Source organism: Streptomyces sp. NPDC091271 (assembly GCF_044757505.1).
Taxonomy (GTDB): domain Bacteria; phylum Actinomycetota; class Actinomycetes; order Streptomycetales; family Streptomycetaceae; genus Streptomyces.
Genome location: NZ_JBIVVD010000001.1, coordinates 1080093 through 1099920 on the forward strand (window position 1 = coordinate 1080093; position 19828 = coordinate 1099920).

Sequence of the window (19828 nt, forward strand, 5' to 3'; positions counted from 1 at the left end):
TTTCCCTTATGTCAGCTTCGTGGCATTCCTCGGCTGCTCCCGGCGCACTTCAGCGCTGGTACGGGTTCTGGCCGCCGGGAGGCGCGTAGCCGGGCTGCTGCTGCGCGGTGCCGTACGGACTGCCGTCCTGGCCGCCCTGGGCCTGCGCCAGCAGCTGGTCGGCCTGCTCCTTCGGTATCTGCCGCTCGCCGCCGCAGAAGGTGCACTGCGTCGCGTACTTCGTCGAGAACGGGAACAGTGGCACGAAGAACAGCGTGAACTTGGTGACCCGCTTGCGCAGGGTGTGCGCCGCGGGATTGCCGCACCAGCCGCACACCATCGTCAGGACCGCCAGCTGGTAGAGATACCCCTTGGTACCGAAAATGATCATGATGTGGTTCCTTTCCCCGTGTCTCCCAGGAGTGCCCGCCGGCAGAGCGCCAGCAGCCTCTCGTCCTCATAAGTGTCGTGACTGCCGTAGCCGCCGTCCATCGCGTTGTGACGGCGTACGGAGAGGAGCTCGGCACGCAGCACCTGTGCCGCGTCCGACCCTGCACCAGCCGGGCCCATCCGCGCCAGACATTCCGCCACCCGGACTCTGACGTGCCGGTTCCTCTCCCACGCCGAGAGGAGCACCGGCACGGATTCACCGGTGCGCCCCGACACCTCCCAGAGGGCGATCGCGGCGTCGACCCGGAGCCACAGCTCCTCGTGCGCCAGCAGGCCCCGCAGCCTCGGCGCCACCGACTCGGCCGGCCTCCCCAGCCCGCCCAGCGCGCTCGCCGCCGCCCGGCAGTCGCGTACCTGCTCCGCCCGCAGCCCCTCGGCCAGCACCGGCAGGACCGTGCCCGCGTCGCCCGTCACCGCCCACAGGGCGTCCGCCGCCTCCGTCGCCGCCGCGGTCCCGGGCCGGCGGATCAGCCGCCGCAGCTCCGGTACGGCACAGTGGGCCGCCGGCCCGAACGACCTCAGCGCCCGCAGAGCCGCCGTACGCAGCCACTCGCCCCGGTACTCGGGCGCCCCCCGCAGCACCCGCAGCACCTCCGGAGCGGCCTCACCCGCGCGCAGCGCCGTCAGCCCGGCGAGCAGCGGGCTCGCCCGGTCGTACGCCCCCTCGTCCAGGCCGACCTGTCCGAGCCTGCGCCGCAGCGCCCCCGCGAGGGGGGCCGCCGCGTCACCGAGGCACCGGATCGCGAACCCCACGTCGTGCGGGACCTCCGGCCGCTCCAGGGCCGTCGCAAGGGCGGGCAGCACCCGGACGTCGCCCAGCCGGGCCAGCGCCTTCACCGCCGAGCCCAGACCGGGCGGCCCGCTCGCCCACTCCTTGACCCACGCCCCCGGATCCGCCGCCACCCGCGCGGCCAGGGCGTCGGCCGCCGGCGCCGCCAGTCCGAACAGCTCCTCCAGCACGTGCGAGGCCGCCTCGGCGAGCCGCGGCTCCGGATCCGTGAGCTGTACGCCGACGAGCCGCACCAGGCCCTCGTACGAACCGCGCCAGGCCCGGATCAGCCCGCCGCTCATCCGTACGGCGTCGATGCGCTGCCAGGGATCCGGGCTGCACAGCTGGTCGGCCAGCAGCGCCGTGCGGTCGTCGACACGGTCGTCCAGGCCGACGTGGAGCGTCCGCAGCAGGTCGGCGGCCCACGGAGTGCTGCGGCCGGCGGACTCCTCGGCCGACAGCTCCCGCAGCTGGCCCACCAGCGTCGGTGAGGGGGCCCGGTCCGCCCCGGCGTCGTCACCGCCCGGCGCCACCACGGCCGGCTGTTCCGGCCGAGGGGGCCGGGAGCGCAGCTCCCGCAGCAGACCCGACACCACCCGTACGACATCACCGGGCAGCCCGTCCGGGGCGCACCTGGCCAGCTGGGCGAGGGCCGCGAGCCGCAGCCCGGGCGGATACGCCTCGGCGGCGAGCCGGCTCAGCCAGTCGGCCGCCTGTCCCGCCAGCGGCCGGTGGCGCAGGGCGATCCGGCCCGCGGCCTCGACGAGCGCGAGCCGCACCTCGTCGTCCGCCTCCACCGGCAGCCGCTCCCGCAGCAGCGCGAGCACCCTGCCCGGCCGGCCGTGCAGGGTGGCCAGGGCGAGCGGCGCGGCGAGCCGCACGCCCGGGTCCTCGTCGGCCACCAGCTCGAAGAACACGGCGGAACCGGCGGACACGGCGGCCGCGGCCATCGCGTAGTTGGCCACGCCCTCGATCTCGTCCTCGTCCAGCTCGTTCTCGTCGTCCTCGTCCAGATCGATGCCGCCGATGCTGGTGAGCAGCTCGACGATGCCGCCCCGGTCCCGTATCCCCGGGTCCACGGCCAGCTCGAAGAGGAACGGGATGCACGCGAGCGTGCAGGCGTACACATCGCCCTGGTGGTGCACCGCGCCGTACATACCGTCGAGCGCGTTCTCCCGCTCCGCCGGATCGGCGGAGGCGAGTCCGTACAGGAGCCCCGGCACATCGTCGGCCGGGCCGTAGGCATGCTCCATCGAGGCCCAGTCGACCTCGTCGATCCCCGTGAACACGCCACACCCTCCCCGTGTCTTCCCTCTGCGCCCCGGACGCGGCGGAGCCGTGCCCGCGAAGCAGCGTCTGCGCCGAGTGTGCACCACGCCCAGGACAATCCACCCTCCACTTGCGGCCTTTCCTGGCCGTGCCCGCCCGGAGCTGTGGGACCGCTGTGCGCGCCCTGTACCCTCCGCTCCTCTCAGTCCTCCGGCAGGGGCCGGGCCTGCCCGGGGTCGGTCAGCGGAGCGAGCAGATCCCCGTGCCTTTCCAGCCGCTCGGTCATGTCGCCGGCGAGGAAGACGAGATCGCCCGGCTCCCCGCAGGCCTCGATCTCGTCCCAGGTGACGGGTGCGGAGACGGTGGGGCTGCCCTTCGCCCGCAGGGTGTACGGCGCCGCGGTGGTCTTCGCGGCGGCGTTCTGGCTGAAATCCACGAACACCTTCCCCGGGCGCAGCGCGCGCGTCATCCGGTACACAGCCAGGTCGGGCAGTGCCCCCTGCGCCTCCACCGCCAGTCTCTTCGCGTACGCCGTCACCTCCTCGGAGGGGGTGGGTTCCAGGGGGACGAGCAGATGCAGCCCCTTCGAACCGGAGGTCTTCCCGTACGAGGACAGCCCGTCCTCCGCCAGCCGCTCCCGCAGCCAGAGGGCGACCGTGCAGCACTCGACGACGCCCGCGGGCGGTCCGGGGTCCAGGTCGAACACCATCCGGTCGGCCACGGCCGGCGCGTCCTGCCGCCATTGATGGGTGTGGAACTCCACCACCAGGTTCGCCGCCCACATCAGCGACGGAAGGTCCTGGGCGAGCACCTGCCGGGCGCCGGGGTCGTCGCTGCGGGGGACCGGGGCCGTGCGCACCCAGTCGGGCGTACCGGGCGGCGGATTCTTGGTGAAGAAGCGCAACCCCTCGGGCCCGTCCGGATACCGGAGGAAGGACAGCGGACGGTCGCGCAGGTGCGGCAGCATCGCGTCCGCCGCCGTGGCCGCGTAGTAGTGCAGCACCTCGCCCTTGGTCGTACCGGTGGCCGGGTACAGCACCTTGTCGAGATTGCTGAGCGCCAGGCGCCGCCCCTCCACCTCTGTGATCGGCGTCATACGATAAGAATCACATGAAATCGCATGAATGCGGTCGTGGCGGGCGTAAGGGGTGAACGGTGAGGTCCATCTGGAACGGCTCCATCTCGTTCGGTCTGGTCAGCATCCCGGTCAAGCTCATGAACGCCACGGAGAACCACGCGATCTCCTTCCGGCAGATCCACGTCGAGGACGGCGGCCGGATCCGCTACCGCAAGGTCTGCGAGCTGGACGAGGAGGAGGTACCGGCCTCCGAGACCGTCAAGGCGTACGAGGACGCCGACGGCACGGTGATCCCCGTGACCGACGAGGACCTGGCCTCGCTCCCGCTCCCCACCGCCAAGACGATCGAGATCGAAGGATTCGTGCCGTCCTCGGCCATCGACCCCCTCCAGCTCGACTCGGCCTACTACCTCTCGGCCAACGGCGTCCCCGCCGCCAAGCCGTACGCCCTGCTGCGCGAGGCCCTCAGGCGCAGCGGCAAGGTCGCCGTCGCGAAGTACGCCCTGCGCGGGCGGGAGCGGCTCGGCATGCTGCGGGTCTCCGGCGACGTGATCGCGATGCACGGCCTGCTGTGGCCGGACGAGATCCGCGCCCCGGAAGGCGTCGCCCCGGAGACCGGCGTCAAGGTCCGCGACGCGGAACTGGACCTGGCGGACGCGCTGATGAACACCCTCGGCGACGCCGACATGGACACGCTCCATGACGACTACCGCGAGGCGGTCGAGGAACTGGTCGCGGCGAAGGCTGCCGGCGAGCCCGTGGCGGAGGAGGAGGCGGAGAAGCCCGAGGGCAAGGTGATCGACCTGATGGCGGCGCTGGAGAGCAGCGTGCGGGCGGCGAAGGAGTCCCACGGGGAGGACGGCGGCGAGGTCGCGGACGTCCACCACATCGGCTCCGGCCGGGGCGGCGGCGCGAAGAAGACCGGGGCGTCCTCGAAGGGGGCCTCTGCGAAGAAGGCGGCACCGAGGAAGACGGCCGCGAAGAGGACCGCGGCGAAGAAGAGCTCCGAGAAACCGTCGGCGAAGAAGGCGGCCGCGAAGAAGACGGCCGCGAAGAAGACGGCCGCCGAGAAGACCGCGGAGAAGCCGGCCGCCAAGAAGTCCGCGGCGAAGAGGTCCGCGGCGAAGAAGACGTCCCCCGGCACGCGGAAGCGCACCTCGGCCTGACGCGTCATCGCGCCGGCCGAGGCTCGCTGTCCTCAGCGCGCGGACGCCGGCTTCAGCGGCTCCGGCAGCGTGGGCAGGTCCAGTCCGTACGGGTCCCTCTCGATCACGTAGGTGCAACTCGTATACGAGTAGCCCGGCGTGACGCTGGATCCGGAGGCGTAACTGTCGGCGGCCGCCGTCGCCCCCGAGCCGTGCTTGTACAGGAAGTGGTAGTCGCCCGCCGGGAGCCGCAGCCGCGTCTTCGGGTACGACATGCCGCTCGCCCTGCAGGCGCCTGCGGCGCCGGTGGCCTCGCTGCTGAACCGCTCGCAGCTGCCGCAGGCCTTCAGCTTCACCGTGCCGGTGACCGGGCCCGTGTAGAGCACATCGACGTCGTTGGGGGCGCCGTTGCTGATGACGAGTTCCATGCGGACGCCACCTGGCTTGCCGCTCCCGGGCAGTCTTCTGCCGGCCGAGGGCCGGACCTCGGCTATCTCGGCCGCCGTGGCGATGTCCCGGGCATGCCGCCCGCGCCGGTCCTCCTCGTAGGTGTCCGCGAAGTCCGTCAGGGTCTGCCGGGCCTCGGTGAACCGCTTGTCCTTGAACTCGTCCACACCGCAGGCGTACACCCCGTCCCGTACGCCCGCGTCGGCCTGCCGTCCCAGGGAGGGCACGGAGGTCTCGGGGAGCTCCGCGACCATGGTGCTCGTCCGCCGCAGCTGATCGGTCACGGCGCAGGGCTCGGCGCCCTTCAAGCCGGAGAGCTGCTGTCGTATCGTCCGGCTGACGGCCGGGCCCACCTGTCCGGCCTGCGAGGACTCGGGGAACGTGCGCAGCAGTGTGCCCAGCTCCTTGCTGCCGGAATCGGGCCCCGTACCGGCCAGACGGGAGACGCCGCAGCCGTACAGCGACTCCGCGAGCGGGGTGTCGGGCCAGCCGGCGAGACCGCCGAGCAGCTTCCGGTCCACCGTGTCGGGGAGTGTGCGCAGATAGGTCAGCGGCTCGACCGCCTCGCAGTGCCTCTTCGCGCGGTACGGCGTGGCGACGGCCTCGTAATAGCTCTTCAGACGCCCGGGCACGAGGGCGCCGGCGCGCGATCCGGGGTGGTCCTCGCCCAGTTCCCGGTAGAGCGTGAGCGCGTAGCGGTAGTCGGGCGCGGAGAGGAGGAACGAGCTCTTCGCCGCCTTCGCGACCAGATCGTCGCCCTCCTCCAGACGGTCGAGCAGCTCCTGCTCCACGGCCTCGTCCCGCGCGGAGCCGTAGGCCACCGTGCCGGTGAGCGGGACGGCCAGCAGGAGCAGCCCGAGCACCGCTGCCAGGACGGGCCGGGGCCACCGGCCGAAGTCCGCGCACAGGGCGAGCCGGGCCGCGTCGGCTCCGGCGAGGACGAGCAGCACGAGATGGGCGGCGACGAGGGCGGCGGGCACCCCGCCCGGGTCCGCGGGCAGCGCGACGAGCAGGAGGACACCCGTCGCGGCCCAGCTCACCGCCGCCCGGCCCCAGCGGCGCAGCAGGACGTGGCCGAGTCCCAGGCCGGAGAGGCTGAGCAGTCCGGCGGCGACGGCCCGCATCGCCGCCCCCGGGGGCGGCGGGCCGGCTGCCGGAGGCCGGGCGGGAGGCCGGTCGGCCCCCCATTTCTGCTCCGGTCCCGGCTCCGGTCCCGGCTCCGGCCCGGCCCCGGGTCTTGGCTCGGACATGCCCGACTGATCACGTGACTCCATCACGGCCCCCCACCGTCGAACCCCGTCAGGTCCCCGGGAAGCTGCCCAGTTTCGTGCCCGTTCACGCGTTCTTGCGGACGTTGGCGCCGGTATGGTGCGGGATGCCGCGACCGGCGCGCACGCTGTCGGAACGGACCGCCCCGCAGTAAGGTGCGGAGAGCCGCGACTGGCGCGTACCCGTAAGGGTGCTCCGTGGAATCGACCACGAGGGAGCGGCACACCCCGGGCACGTCCCGGGGAGTCATCGCCGGAGGCCGTCCGCCTGGGCAGTCCGGGTCCACGTCGCCCCGTGCGACCGACCCGGGAGGAAACCCGTGGCCGTACAGCCGTCCGATGTACGCCGTCCCGCTCCGACACGCCCCGCCCTGACGGCAACCGATCCGGAACTCGCCGCCCTGGTGGACGCCGAGGAGCGGCTCCAGGCGGACACCCTGCGCCTGATCCCCAGCGAGAACTACGTGTCGGCCGCCGTGCTGGAGGCCTCCGGCACCGTCCTGCAGAACAAGTACTCCGAGGGCTACCCGGGCAAGCGGTACTACGAGGGCCAGCAGGTCATCGACCAGGTGGAGACCCTCGCCGTCGAGCGGGCCAAGGCGCTGTTCGGGATGGACCACGCCAACGTCCAGCCCTACTCCGGTTCCCCGGCCAACCTCGCCGTCTACCTGGCGTTCCTGGAGCCCGGCGACACCGTCCTCGGGATGTCGCTGCCGATGGGCGGCCACCTCACCCACGGCTGGGGCGTCTCGGCCACCGGTACGTGGTTCCGGGGCGTGCGCTACGGCGTGCGGCGCGACACCGGGCGCATCGACCTGGACGAGGTGCGCGACCTGGCGCGCGCCGAACGTCCCAGGCTGATCTTCTGCGGTGGCACCGCCGTGCCCCGGGTGATCGACTTCGCCGGCTTCGCGGAGATCGCCCGTGAGGTCGGCGCGGTGCTGGTGGCCGATGTCGCCCATATCGCGGGACTGATCGCCGGAGGCGCGCACCCCTCGCCCGCCCCGTACGCCGACGTGGTGTCGACGACCACCCACAAGACCCTCCGCGGGCCGCGCGGGGCGATGCTGCTGACCCGCGCCGAGCACGCCAAGGCCGTCGACCGCGCCGTCTTCCCCGGCCTCCAGGGTGGCCCGCACAACCAGACGACCGCCGCCATCGCCGTCGCGCTGAAGGAGGCGGCCGGGGCCGGCTTCGCGGCCTACGCCCACCAGGTCGTCGCCAACGCCCGTGCGCTGGGCGAGGAACTCGCGGCACGCGGCTTCGACCTCGTCTCCGGCGGTACGGACAACCATCTGCTGCTGGCCGACCTCACGGGCAAGGGCGTCTCCGGGAAGATCGCGGCCAAGGCGCTCGACCGGGCCGGGATCGTCGTCAATTACAACACCGTTCCGTACGACCCCCGTAAGCCCTTCGACCCGTCCGGCATCCGTATCGGCACCCCCGCCCTGACGTCCCGGTCCATCCCGGCCTCCGAGATGGGAGTGGTCGCGCAGTGGATCGATCTTGTGGTCGATGCCGCTCGTACAGGTGATGAAACGACCGTTTCCAAGGTCAGGGACGAAGTGAGGACCATGATGGAGGCCTATCCGGCGCCGGGTCTCCCCCTGGCCTGACCGGGGCGCCGGAGCAGTCCGGGGCACACAGGGCCCGGACTGCTCCGGAACGCCGTGCTCCCGACTCCGCGCGCCCGCTCTGCGCCCTGTGCGGGGGCCGACCCGCCGTACAGGCTGGGGGAGCAAGGACGTCGGCGGGGTGAACAGAGGGGGCACGATGCAGGATCTCAAGGTCACGTCATGGCAGCTCTTCGGGCACGACCGGCTCTATGTGAACCTGCCGGACGGCACCGCGATCGGATGGGCGGACCGGGGCAGCGGCACGATCACCGTCCTCCACCCGCGCTATCGCGACGCCGTGACCGACGCGCTCGCGCGCCAGGTCCCGGACCTGCCGGCCCTCGTCGGCGAGGAGGCCCCGGCCGGGTGGCAGACCCCACCCGCGCCGCCTTCGGCCCCGCGGATCCCGCCCATGCGGGGGATGCGGAAGCGGGGAGCCGCGCAGGAGGCACCGCCCGTGAGGGGGCCGGCGCCCACGGTGGAGCCGAGGGCCGCGGGGGTGACGGAGGTGGCGCCCGTCCCGGAGGTGGCGCCTGCGCCGGAGGTGGTACGTGCGCCGGAGGTGGCGCCCGTGCCGGGCGTGACGCCTGCGCCGGACGTGGCGTCCGTGCCGGAGCCGGTGGCCGGTCCGGCACCGGTCGCCGACCCGGAGCCGGGGCGGGAGCGGCGCCGGAGGCCGGCCGTCCTCCCCGCGCTGACCCCCGCGACCGATCTCGCGTCGCGTCGGCCGGGCGCCGGCCTCCGCGAGCAGCTCGGCGAATCCGGGACCGGTGCGCTCGTGCGGGCCGCCACGGGGGCGCTACGGCGGCACAAGGACGCGGACCCCCGGCGTGGTGCCCTCGCGGGGGAGCGGCGGGTCGGGGCCGAGCTCAAGCGGCTGACCCGGCACGGCTGGAGAGTCCTGCACTCCGTGCCGCTGCCGGACGGCACGGAGATCGGACACCTGCTCATCGGGCCCGGCGGTGTGTTCGCCGTGAGCACCGATCACCGCCCCGGGGCCTCGGTACGGATCGGCGACGGCACCCTGAGGACCGACGACGGCGCCCCGCAGCCGTACGAGCTCGACGGCCGGCCAGGCGCCCGGCGGGCCCGGGCCGCGCTGGAGGCGTACTGCGCCTTCGACGTGCCCGTACAGACCGTGCTGGTGTTCACCGGCGTCACGGCGCTGGAGGTCGCCTCCACCCCGTCCGGTGTCCGCGTCTGCCGGGAGCGCCAGGTGTCCGTTCTCGCCCCGCTGACGGGCGTGTTCACCCCCACCCAGGTGGAGAGGGTCTACGACGTCGCGCGGAACAAGGAGGCCTGGCTGGGCGCGTGAGCCCGGGAGGCGGCCGGTAGATTCCCCGGTGCTGCCGCAGGGCCGGCATCCGTACCGCCGAAGGGGAAGCCACCATGAAGCTCCGCTGTGCCGTGCTCGACGACTACCAGTCCGTGGCGGCCACTGCCGCCGACTGGTCACCGGTCGCCGACGACATCGACGTGGTCAGCTTCGCCGAGCACTGCGCCACGGAGGACGAACTCGCCGCGCGTCTGGCCGAGTTCGACATGGTCGTCACCCTCCGGGAGCGCGTGCCGTTCCCCGCGGCGCTGATCGGGCGGCTGCCCCGGCTCCGCCTGATCGTCGCTTCCGGCATGCGCAACACCTCCATCGACTACGCCGCCGCCGAACGCCACGGGGTCACCGTCTGCGGCACCGCCAGCACGGCGACCCCGCCCGTCGAGCTCACCTGGGCGCTGCTGCTCGGACTGGCGCGCTCCATCGTGACCGAGGCCAACTGCCTCCGCGAGGGCGGGCCCTGGCAGTCCACCGTCGGGACCGATCTGCACGGACGCAGGCTCGGCATCCTCGGGCTGGGGAAGATCGGCAGCCGGGTCGCCGCGGTCGGCCGCGCCTTCGGCATGGATGTGATGGCCTGGAGCCACAACCTCACCCCGGAGCGGGCCGAGGAGGCCGGGGCGGGCTTCGCCGCCTCCAAGGAAGAACTGCTGGAGACCAGCGACTTCGTCTCCGTACACCTGGTGCTGAGCGAGCGTACGCGCGGCCTGCTGGGAGCCAGGGAACTCGGGCTGATGCGGCCCGGAAGCTTCCTGGTCAACACCTCCCGGGCGGCGATCGTCGACCAGGAGGCTCTGCTCGACGTACTGCACCGAGGGGCCATCGCCGGCGCGGGCGTCGATGTCTTCGACACCGAGCCGCTCCCTGCGGACCACCCGATGCGCAGCGCACCGCGCCTCCTGGCGACACCGCACCTGGGTTACGTGTCGCAGGCCAACTACGCGGCGTACTACGGGGACGCGGTCGAAAACATCCGCGCCTACCTCGACGGCGAGCCCGTCCGCAGGCTCGGCCGATGACCGATTAGCTTGTACGCGGGGGCACTTCGGCTCTCCCGTACAGGAAGGCCCACCGCGTGCACACGCCCATCGACGACGAGACGGCCTCCTGCATGGTCCGGTTACCGGCCGGCACCGTGGATCTGCGCGACGACCGCCGGGGCGCACAGTGGCAGGTGGAGATTGAGCCCTTCCTGCTCGGCCGCCACCCCGTCACCACCGCCCGGCAGCACCACGCCGTCACGGGGGAGGAGCTCGGGCCCACCGTGCCGGACGGCGCCCTGCCCGTGACGAACATCAGCTGGCTCGACGCCGTCGACCTGTGCAACCTGTTCTCGGCCCGCGCCGGACTCGACCCGGTCTACGCCCGTGACACACGGACCGGCGAGGTGACCCGCGACCCGGCCTCCGACGGCTACCGCCTGCCCACGGAGGCGGAGTGGCAGTACGCCTGCAAGGCGGGGACCACGGGATACCGCTACGGCGAGATCGACGCCATCGCCTGGTACGACGGGAACTCCGGCGGCCGGATCCACGAGGCCGGCGCCAAGGCGCCCAACCCGTGGGGCCTGCACGACATGCTGGGCAACGTCTGGGAGTGGTGCTGGGACCTCTACGACGAGGAGGTCTACGGCGAGTACCGCACCTTCCGGGGCGGCGGCTGGGCCGAGCCGGAGCGCGGCTGCGGCGCCACGGTGCGCCGCCGCAGCCACCCCACGTTCGCGATCGACGACCTCGGCCTCCGGCTGGCCCGCAATCTGCCGGGGCGCGGGTAGCGGAAAACCTTGCGACCGATCGAAAGCGCGTGCGGTAGGTTCCTGTCACTCGAAGGGGGCGAAGTGACGAAGCTCAACCAGATCATCGCCGTGGAGAAGGGTGTCAAGAGCAAGTCGCTCCAGGACATCACCGCGGCCCACCACAAGGTGCAGAAGCCGGCGCTGCTGGCAGGCATCTCGCGCACGTACCAGCCGAAGGACGAAGAGGGCGAGCAGCTTCCCCCAGAGTCCGCGCGGGTACAGATCAAGGCCGAGGAGGCGCTGCGTGACATGTCCGCATCGCTGACCCGGCTGTTCGACGTGACCGCGACGAAGGACTGGGCGAACTGTTCGGCCCGCGCGGACGTCACCGTGGACGGACGTACGGTCGTCAGCGAGGTCCCGGTCAGCTACCTGCTCTTCCTGGAGAAGCAGCTCACCGACCTCCACACCTTCGTCAAGAAGCTGCCGGTCCTGGACGCCGCCGAGTCCTGGTCGCTCGACCCTTCGACGGACCTGTGGAAGACGGACCCGGTCCGCACGATCCGGACGAAGAAGGTCCCGCGCAACCACGTCAAGGCCGAGGCGACCGACAAGCACCCGGCGCAGGTCGACGTGTACTACGAGGACGTGCCCATCGGGTACTGGACGACCGTGAAGTTCTCCGGAGCGCTTCCGGCACGACGGGTGAACGAGCTGCTGGAGCGGGTCGAGAAGCTCCAGCACGCGGTGAAGTTCGCCCGCGAGGAGGCCAACGGCACCGAGGTCACCGACCGGCGGGTCGGAGACGCGGTGTTCGGCTACCTGTTCGGCTGACGCCGGACGTGAGGCGGCACCCCCAAGAACGCCCCCGCGCCAATGCCGTGGGGGCTGCGCACCCTGCACGAGGCGGAATTGAGGTCCGTCCCGTGTGATGAGCGCAAGCTGAAACTGACGTTCAGCCTGAAGACGCGGTAACGGTGGAGGTTCGAGTCCTCCCCCCGGCACCACCTGCCGGGGTGGCCCAACATGGCAGAGGCAGCCGCGATCAATCTCAGACTCTCGCTCCAGCTTCAGTATCGCCGCCGATTGCCAGATCGACCGAGTACGGACGAACACCGTTGAATGCTGGTTCGAATCCGGCCTGCGCCTCTACGCGGCGCGGTAGTTCAAAGGCAGAACGCGACGGTATGACGACTGATCCGCACTCTTAAACGGCGCTGGCAAGCGCAATTGGGTGGCAACCCCAGGGGCCCGGGAGCTGGATACGACTCCCGGGCTCCGCCACGTCCGGGCCGTGCCGACGTCGGCCCCGGCCTCTGTGAGTCGGTGGGAAGCCGCGGACAGGAAGTCGCCTCATATGTCCGATATGGATGTCCGTATTCTCCCACCGACCCGGGGGCAGAGTTGGCGGCGACGACCGATCGAGATCCTGAACGCCAGGCGTTAGCCCTGCATCCTGGACGACGCCGCGGCTGCCTGGTCCAGGAATCCCGCTCTCTGCGACCCAGGCCCGCTCGCCTTTCAGCTCACCTGCGCGACCGAGGAACTGTCCGGGCGGCTCGGGTGCCCGGCGCGGGGCCACGCCTCCCGGAGGCGGGCTTGACCGCGTCGGCGGGGGCGGCACACAATGCGGGACATGGCCCCCTACTCGCTGACCACCGTCGCCCTGCGTATGACGGGGCCTTGCGGCGAGTGTGCTCCGCGGTCCGCCACCTGTCTGCGCCGCCGCGGCCGTATCGGCTCGCCGCCCGCTCGCGTCGGCGTCCACTCGCGCTGACCGGTCGTCAACTCCACTCGGCCGCCTCGCGAGGCGAAGCCGAGAACCCGGTGACACCGGTGTTGTCTTCCCCCGGCCCTTCACGGTCCCGCTGTGTCCCGTACCTGCTCGGCAGGCACGCGGCGCGGGCGTGGACGGCCCACCTCATCGCACCGCCGGAGGCCCCGGCCGCTGTCGCGGGTCCCACCCGTTCCCTTCGGGTACGGGGCCCGCCCACCGGAGCCCCCGGCGGCTCGCTCTCCGCCAAGGAGGAACCGTATGACCACCACCGCTTCCCCGCATGCGACCGCCACGCCCGCCGGCCGGCCCTCCGGCACCCCGCCCCTCCTGCGTGAGGCACGCATACCGCAGGACGGCCTGTACGAAGGGCACCGCGTCCTGGAACGGCTGCCGGCCAGCGAGACGACGCGCCCGTACACCCTCTTCGACGTCGTCCCTCAGGCCCGCACGATCGGCGCGGAGATCCACGGTCCCGACCTCTCCCGGCCGTTGGAGCCGGACCTGCGCGAAGAGCTGAACCGTGCCCTGCTGGAGTGGAAGGTCCTCTTCTTCCGGGGGCAGAACCTCACCTCGGCCGCTCAGCGCGATTTCGCACGCCACTGGGGCGAGCTGGAAGTCAACCCGCTGTTGGCCAGGGGCGACAGCGAGGACGTCGTGCGCTTCGACAAGACGGCCGGGGCACCGAAGACGTTCGAGAACGTCTGGCACACGGACGTCACCTTCCGCGAGCGTCCGGCTCTCGGCGCCGTCCTGCAACTGCGCGAGGTGCCGCCGCTGGGTGGCGACACCATGTGGGCGGACATGGCCGCCGCGTACGACAACCTGCCGCAGGAGGTGAAGGACCGCATCGACGGGGCGAGCGCCGTCCACGACTTCATCCCAGGCTTCGCCCGCTTCCACGGGCCCGAGCAACTCGCCCCTCACCAGGAGGCGTTCCCGCCGGTCGAGCATCCGGTCGTGCGCACACACCCGGAGTCGGGGCGCCGGATGCTGTTCGTGAACACCTCGTTCACGACCCGGATCGTCGGTATCGACCGGGCGGAGAGCGACCGCCTGCTGCGCTTCCTCTTCCAGCAGGCGCACGTGCCCGAGTACCAGGTGCGTTTCCGCTGGCAGCCCGGCGACATCGCCTTCTGGGACAACCGGGCGACCCAGCACTACGCCGTGAACGACTACGCCCCGCATCCGCGGGTCGCCGAGCGGGTCGCCATCGCGGGGGACCGCCCCTTCTGAGCGACCCGGGACCGGCGACCGGCGACTGCCGGACGGCGGGCGCGGCACCGCGCCCGCCGTTCCGTCGCCGTACGTCCAGGGTCAGGGGGAGAGCGGCGCCATCTTGTCGACCACGCCCGGGTTCTCGGCGATCCACTTCTCCACGGCCTCTTCCTCATGGCCGGTGCCCTCGTCCTGGATGGCCGCCTCCAGGTCCCCGAGCTGCTCCTCCGACATGTGCCAGTCCTCGAGCCAGCCGTGGAACTCGGGGAACTTCTCCGGGAACGACTTGTGGCCGAGCGAGCGGATCTCGTTCACCTCGCCCCACAACTTCTTCGGGTCCTTGAGCTTGGTCAACTCGTACTTGCTGTACGCCCAGTGAGGCGACCACAGGACGACCGCCACCGGTTCGCGCTTGCGCAGCGAACGCTGCAGCTCCAGGATCATGCTGGGGGAGCTGCCGTCGGTGACCTCGTACTCCTTGTCGAGCCCGTAGCCGGGCAGCACCTCGTTCTTGAGCAGGTTCATCTGGCCGGTCCCGGGCTCGATGCCGATGATCCTGCCGCCGAACTCCTTCGACCTGCCCTTGAGGTCCGCCATCGAGTCGATGCCCTTGACATAGCTGGGCACCGTCACTTCCAGCGTGGTCTCGTCGTACCACGGACCGATGTCGACCAGGTCGTCCTTGTACTTGTCCCAGTACTGCTTCTGGGCGTTGGGGAGCCAGGCGTCGAACTCCACATCGACCTGGCCGCCGGCCATCGCGGTGAACATCGACCCGACGTCGTACTGGTGGATGCTGGGCTTGTATCCGCGCCGCTCCAGAACGTTCTTCCACAGGTAGGTGACGGCCACGTCCTCGTCCCACGGGAAGTAGCCGATGCTGGGAGCCGCACCGGCCTCCTTCCCCAGGTCCTTCCTGTTCACGTCCTGGCCGTCGTCGTCCGGGCCGGAGACGAACTGCAGGCCGCCGGCGAGCAGCGCGAGGACCAGCACACCTATACCCGCGAACGCTGTGTTGGGCCTCCACCGCAGGGCCTTTCCCGCCCGGAGGGAGGCCGCCCTGGCCAGCGCACGGCGACCGAGGGGCGAGATGCGCTGATTCAGCGCGCCGGTCATGCGATCGAGGTACATGGCGAGGATGACCACCGCGAGACCCGCCTCGAAGCCGAGGCCGATGTCCACCGAGCTGATGGCCTGGAAGACGACGGTACCCAGGCCGTCGGCGCCGACCATGCCCGCGATGACCACCATGGACAGGGAGAGCATGATGATCTGGTTGACGCCGGCCATGATGGTCGGCAGGGCCAGCGGCAGCTGTACGCGCAGCAGAATGGCACGCGGTGGGGCTCCGAACGCTTCCGCGGCCTCCACCAGCTCCTCGTCCACCTGCCGAATACCGAGCTCGGTCATCCGGATGCCCGGCGGCATCGCGAAGATGATGGTGGCGACGATGCCGGGCACCACGCCCACTCCGAAGAAGGTGATACCGGGGACCAGGTAGACGAAGGCCGGCATCGTCTGCATGAAGTCGAGAACCGGCCGAAGGACCGAACTCACCGACTTGTTGCGGGCCGCCCAGATGCCGAGAGGGACAGCGATCACCATGGTGACCGTGGCCGCCACGACGAGAAGCGACAGCGTCTGCATCGCCTTTTCCCACAACTCGATCGAGTTGACGAGGAAGAAGCCCGCGGAAGCGAGGACGGCGGCCACCACGCCCCGCAGCCACCAGGCGATCAGCGCGAGGATCGCACCCATGACCAGCGCGTCGGGGCCCGACATGACGAAGTACACCCCGTCGTACAGGCCTTGGCCGGCGGAGTGCAGGGAGTCGAAAAGCCAGGGCAGGCGAGCTTCCAGGAACTCGACCGCGCTGTTGACACCGGCACCTATCTCGAGCCTGATCACGGCTTCCCGCCTTCATCGCAACGGTGTCCGTCAGCTCCGGCAGGGCCTGGCCCGCGCACAGGTCGCCCGGCTCCCTCACCGCAAGTCCTGTACCTGCCTGGGGGCTCTGTTGTCAGCCTGGTCACGTGTGCCTTTCGCGTTGTCCCGAGACCCGGCGAAAGAGACATGGCGCCGCCCAGCCCCTCGGCGGTGTGGGACATGCGGATGCGCGCGGCGCGTGGCCGTAGCGGCGCCTCAGCCGGGCGGTCATGTGTCCTGGCAGCCGGATCCTGGCGTGCTGCCGTACCATCCGCGCCGGCTGCCCGAAGGGCGTCCGCGCCCGGACAGGGTGATGCGGGCTGCGGCTACCCAGTGTTCAAGGAGACAAACGGATGGCGAAGCTTTCGTTCGGACGGGCTCGACGAGCTCGCAGGTGCATCGCGTGTCCCTCAGCTTCCGGGCTTCCGGGCTTCCGGCGCGGACATGAACCGGCGCGGACATGAAAAAGACCCCCTGCTCAGTGTCTCCACTGATCAGAAGGTCTTTCCGGAAAGTGCCCCCGGCAGGATTCGAACCTGCGCACCCGGCTCCGGAGGCCGATGCTCTATCCCCTGAGCTACGGGGGCGATGTCGCTGCGCTTGGCGGCGACGAGTGAAACCCTACCAGCTCCGACGTGGTGTCCGGGAACAGGTATTTCCGAGTCGTCGGCACCTGCGTGCGGTGGGCGCCGGCCACCCTCCGGGGGCGGAAGTGGGCAAAACCCGGACGCAGCTCCTCCGCTCGACCTACCCTCGAAGGGTGTCAGGGGCGTACGGCCGCGTGCTTGTTGTCGACGACAACAAGGTCATCCGGCAGCTGATCAGGGTCAATCTCGAGCTGGAGGGCTTCGAGGTCGTGACCGCGGCCGATGGTGTCGAGTGCCTGGACCTGGTCCACGAGGTCTGCCCGGACGTGATCACTCTCGATGTGGTGATGCCCAGGCTCGACGGAATCCAGACCGCTGCCCGGTTGCGCTCCGACCCGAGGACCGGGCACCTGCCCGTCGCCGTCATCAGCGCGTGCACGCCCCACGAGGTGGACTCGGGGGCGGCCGCCGGGGTCGACGCGTTCCTGGCGAAGCCCTTCGAGCCGAGCGAGCTGGTGCGCATGGTGCGACGGCTCGCGCACCGCGAGAATCCCGTGCCGGTCGACGACAGGCGCGGCGCGGGGACCGCCGGGAGCACGGCCGGCTGACGGCGTGGCCGGCCGGATCGCTGCCCGTATGGCGAAACCGGTTGGCGAAGTGCCCCCCTTCCTCCCATACGCTTGTGCCGTGACCCCCGCAGATCTCTCCCGGACCGTGCTGCACGCTGTGCGCCGCGCGGTCGACGAGGACGCCCTGCGCGCGCGGGTGCCCGCGCGCGTGCGGGTGGAGCGGACACGCCCCGGCGGCAGCGGCGACTACGCCTGCGCCGTCGCCCTCCAGCTGGCCGGCCCCGCCGCGCTCCCCGCGCGGGAGGTCGCCGCACTGCTGCGGGACCGGGTCGTCGGTGCGCCCGGGATCGGACGGGTCGAGATCACCGGGCCCGGATTTCTGAACTTCACGCTCGACGCGGACTCCGGCGGCGCCGCGCGTTCCGTACGCGTACGCCAGGTGCTGGAGCAGGGGCTCCGGTACGGGTGGGGTGCCGAGTGCGCCGGGCAGGTCCATCAGCTCCACCACCGGCGCGAGGTCCGGGCGGCGGTCGTGGCGGGCACGGTGATGAAGTTGCTGCGCGCGCAGGGCGCCCTGGGGCGTGTCACCTGCGAAGAGGCGTCCGACCCCGACTGGGTGCGTCTCGGCGTCACCGTCGACGCGAACGGGCGGCCCCCGGTTCCGCTCGTGGAGACCCGGCCCGTCCCCGCCGGGGCCACGGCGGGGGAGCTGCTGGATCGGCTGGGGGCCGACGCCACCCGCTGGGGCCTGCTGAGGCCCGCCGGGCACGACCGCGCGCACCTCGGCGGGGACCTCCTCGTGCAGGGCGAGGCCAATCCGCTGTTCCTGGTCCGCTACGCACACTCCCGCTCCCGCGCGCTCAGCCGCGAGGCGGAGCGGCTCGGCTTCACCGCCGGTCACGACGAGGACGTCGACGCGCCCGCGCTGCACGCCGCGCTCGCCGACCACCCCGGCGCCCTCGCCTCCGCCGCCCGCCACCAGGCACCGGACCGGCTCGCCCGGCACCTCGAAACGGTGGCGCAGGCCTTCTTCGACTTCCACGATGCCTGCCCGACGCTCCCCGTCGGCGACGAGAAACCCTCGGCCGCCCACCGCTCCCGGCTGGCCCTTGCCGAAGCCGCCGGGACGGTGCTCGCAGGCGGCCTGTCCCTGCTCGGCATCAGCGCGCCCGAACACCTCTGAGACCGTAAGAGAGCAGAGCAGAACGATGAGCCGATCCGCACACCCCGCCGGGCCCCGTCACGCCGACGTCTACCCCGAGGGCCACTACACCGCCCCGGCCACCGACCTCAACGAGCTGGACCCGAAGGTCTGGTCCCGCACCGTCACCCGTGACGCGGACGGTGCGCTCACCGTCGGCGGGATCGAAGTTGCCCGGCTCGCCGAGGAGTTCGGCACCCCCGCGTACTTCCTGGACGAGTCCGACTTCCGGGCGCGCTGCCGCGCCTGGGCCGACGCCTTCGGGGCGGACGCCGATGTCTTCTACGCCGGCAAGGCCTTCCTGTCGCGCGCCGTGGTGCGCTGGCTCCAGGAGGAAGGGCTGAACCTGGACGTGTGCTCCGGGGGCGAGCTGGCCACCGCGCTGGACGCCGGGATGCCCGCCGAGCGCATCGCCTTCCACGGCAACAACAAGACCGTCGCCGAGATCGAGCGGGCCGTCGAGGCCGGCGTCGGACGCATCGTGCTCGACTCCTTCCAGGAGATCGTCCGGGTCTCGCACATCGCCCAGCGGCTCGGCGTCCGCCAGCGCGTCCAGATCCGCGTCACGGTCGGCGTCGAGGCCCACACCCACGAGTTCATCGCCACCGCGCACGAGGACCAGAAGTTCGGCATCGCGCTGGCCGACGGACAGGCGGCCGAGGCGGTCCGCAGGGCGCTCACCCTGGACGGCCTGGAGCTCATCGGCATCCACTCGCACATCGGCTCGCAGATCTTCGACATGGCCGGCTTCGAGGTCTCCGCGCGGCGCGTCGTGCAGCTGCTCGCCGAGATCCGCGACGAGCACGGCGTCGAGCTCCCCGAGATCGACCTCGGCGGTGGCCTCGGGATCGCGTACACCTCCGAGGACGATCCCCGTGAGCCGCACGAGATCGCCAAGGCGCTCAGCGACATCGTGACCCGGGAGTGCGAGTCCGCCGGTCTCCGGACCCCGCGCATCTCCGTCGAGCCGGGCCGCGCGATCGTCGGCCCCACCGCCTTCACGCTCTACGAGGTCGGCACCATCAAGCCCCTCGAGGGCCTCCGGACGTACGTGAGCGTCGACGGCGGGATGTCGGACAACATCCGCACCGCGCTGTACGACGCCGAGTACAGCGTCGCGCTGGTCTCCCGCACCTCCGAGGCCGAACCCATGCTCGTACGCGTGGTCGGCAAGCACTGCGAGAGTGGTGACATCGTGGTCAAGGACGCGTTCCTGCCGTCCGACCTGGCCCCGGGTGACCTCATCGCGGTGCCGGCCACCGGTGCCTACTGCCGCTCCATGGCGAGCAACTACAACCACGCCCTGCGCCCGCCCGTCGTCGCCGTGCGCGACGGACAGGCGCGGGTCATCGTCCGGCGTGAGACGGAGGAAGATCTCCTGCGTCTCGATGTCGGCTGATGAAATTCACATCTCAAAATCCGGACGGGTGGCAGAAACCCCCGTCCGGTGAGTGAGACTGGTCC

Annotated in this window: 15 protein-coding genes, 1 tRNA gene and 1 riboswitch; of the genes, 10 read left to right on the forward strand and 6 right to left on the reverse strand. The window is 71.6% G+C overall.

Going from position 1 to position 19828, the window contains the following annotated elements; genetic code table 11:
* Positions 1-49 precede the first annotated feature (49 nt).
* The 3 genes from ACIQM3_RS05250 to ligD all read right to left on the reverse strand — a co-directional run bounded on the left by ACIQM3_RS05250 (position 50) and on the right by ligD (position 3563).
* Positions 50-370 (reverse strand): zinc-ribbon domain-containing protein, encoded by a 321-nt coding sequence (locus ACIQM3_RS05250; protein ID WP_401618982.1) that lies wholly within the window; start codon positions 368-370, stop codon positions 50-52.
* Entirely contained in the window at positions 367-2487 is a 2121-nt protein-coding gene (locus ACIQM3_RS05255) for a PBS lyase (protein WP_401618984.1), read from the reverse strand. The genes ACIQM3_RS05250 and ACIQM3_RS05255 overlap by 4 nt, the downstream gene beginning before the upstream one ends.
* 182 nt (positions 2488-2669) lie before the next feature.
* A complete protein-coding gene (gene ligD / locus ACIQM3_RS05260; RefSeq protein ID WP_401618986.1) occupies positions 2670-3563 on the reverse strand; it encodes a non-homologous end-joining DNA ligase in 894 nt (297 codons plus the stop codon).
* 59 nt (positions 3564-3622) lie between these two features.
* On the opposite strand from ligD, the gene ACIQM3_RS05265 reads away from it, so the two are divergent.
* Positions 3623-4711: a Ku protein gene (locus ACIQM3_RS05265; protein ID WP_401618988.1), complete on the forward strand. Its 1089-nt coding sequence runs from the start codon at positions 3623-3625 to the stop codon at positions 4709-4711.
* A gap of 32 nt (positions 4712-4743) precedes the next feature.
* Here ACIQM3_RS05265 and ACIQM3_RS05270 read toward each other — a convergent pair whose 3' ends face one another.
* Entirely contained in the window at positions 4744-6387 is a 1644-nt protein-coding gene (locus ACIQM3_RS05270) for a hypothetical protein (RefSeq protein WP_401618991.1), read from the reverse strand.
* Positions 6388-6563: 176 nt separating this feature from the next.
* Positions 6564-6686: riboswitch (ZMP/ZTP riboswitch) on the forward strand.
* A 39-nt stretch (positions 6687-6725) separates the two neighbouring features.
* Between ACIQM3_RS05270 and glyA the strand changes: the two genes are divergently transcribed.
* The 6 genes from glyA (at position 6726) to ACIQM3_RS05300 (ending at position 14099) form a co-directional block, all read left to right on the forward strand.
* Positions 6726-8021 (forward strand): serine hydroxymethyltransferase, encoded by a 1296-nt coding sequence (glyA, locus tag ACIQM3_RS05275; RefSeq protein ID WP_401618994.1) that lies wholly within the window; start codon positions 6726-6728, stop codon positions 8019-8021.
* Between the two features lie 157 nt (positions 8022-8178).
* Positions 8179-9336 (forward strand): NERD domain-containing protein, encoded by a 1158-nt coding sequence (locus tag ACIQM3_RS05280; protein ID WP_401618997.1) that lies wholly within the window; start codon positions 8179-8181, stop codon positions 9334-9336.
* Between the two features lie 74 nt (positions 9337-9410).
* Positions 9411-10373, forward strand: a complete 963-nt coding sequence (locus ACIQM3_RS05285; protein ID WP_401619000.1) for a D-2-hydroxyacid dehydrogenase family protein — start codon at positions 9411-9413, stop codon at positions 10371-10373.
* 92 nt (positions 10374-10465) lie between these two features.
* The gene (locus ACIQM3_RS05290; protein ID WP_401620005.1) at positions 10466-11128 is read left to right on the forward strand and encodes a formylglycine-generating enzyme family protein; all 663 of its coding nucleotides are present in this window, start codon (positions 10466-10468) and stop codon (positions 11126-11128) included.
* A gap of 63 nt (positions 11129-11191) precedes the next feature.
* Complete coding sequence (locus ACIQM3_RS05295; RefSeq protein WP_401619003.1) at positions 11192-11923, forward strand: hypothetical protein; 732 nt, start codon at positions 11192-11194, stop codon at positions 11921-11923.
* A 1201-nt stretch (positions 11924-13124) separates the two neighbouring features.
* Positions 13125-14099 carry a TauD/TfdA dioxygenase family protein gene (locus ACIQM3_RS05300; protein WP_401514215.1) on the forward strand — a complete coding sequence of 325 codons (975 nt, stop codon included), beginning with the start codon at positions 13125-13127 and terminating at the stop codon, positions 14097-14099.
* A gap of 81 nt (positions 14100-14180) precedes the next feature.
* Here the strand turns inward: ACIQM3_RS05300 and ACIQM3_RS05305 are convergent, their stop codons facing one another.
* Positions 14181-15989, reverse strand: coding sequence for an ABC transporter permease/substrate binding protein (locus tag ACIQM3_RS05305; RefSeq protein ID WP_401619007.1), 1809 nt, complete (start codon positions 15987-15989; stop codon positions 14181-14183).
* Between the two features lie 533 nt (positions 15990-16522).
* Positions 16523-16594: transfer RNA gene (locus ACIQM3_RS05310), tRNA-Arg, on the reverse strand.
* A 125-nt stretch (positions 16595-16719) separates the two neighbouring features.
* Between ACIQM3_RS05310 and ACIQM3_RS05315 the strand changes: the two genes are divergently transcribed.
* From ACIQM3_RS05315 to lysA, 3 genes are all read left to right on the forward strand, one after another.
* Positions 16720-17202 (forward strand): response regulator, encoded by a 483-nt coding sequence (locus tag ACIQM3_RS05315; RefSeq protein WP_401619010.1) that lies wholly within the window; start codon positions 16720-16722, stop codon positions 17200-17202.
* 79 nt (positions 17203-17281) lie between these two features.
* Positions 17282-18346 carry an ArgS-related anticodon-binding protein NrtL gene (gene nrtL, locus ACIQM3_RS05320; protein WP_401619013.1) on the forward strand — a complete coding sequence of 355 codons (1065 nt, stop codon included), beginning with the start codon at positions 17282-17284 and terminating at the stop codon, positions 18344-18346.
* A gap of 25 nt (positions 18347-18371) precedes the next feature.
* The gene (gene lysA, locus ACIQM3_RS05325) at positions 18372-19763 is read left to right on the forward strand and encodes a diaminopimelate decarboxylase (protein WP_401619016.1); all 1392 of its coding nucleotides are present in this window, start codon (positions 18372-18374) and stop codon (positions 19761-19763) included.
* The last annotated feature ends 65 nt before the right edge of the window (positions 19764-19828 follow it).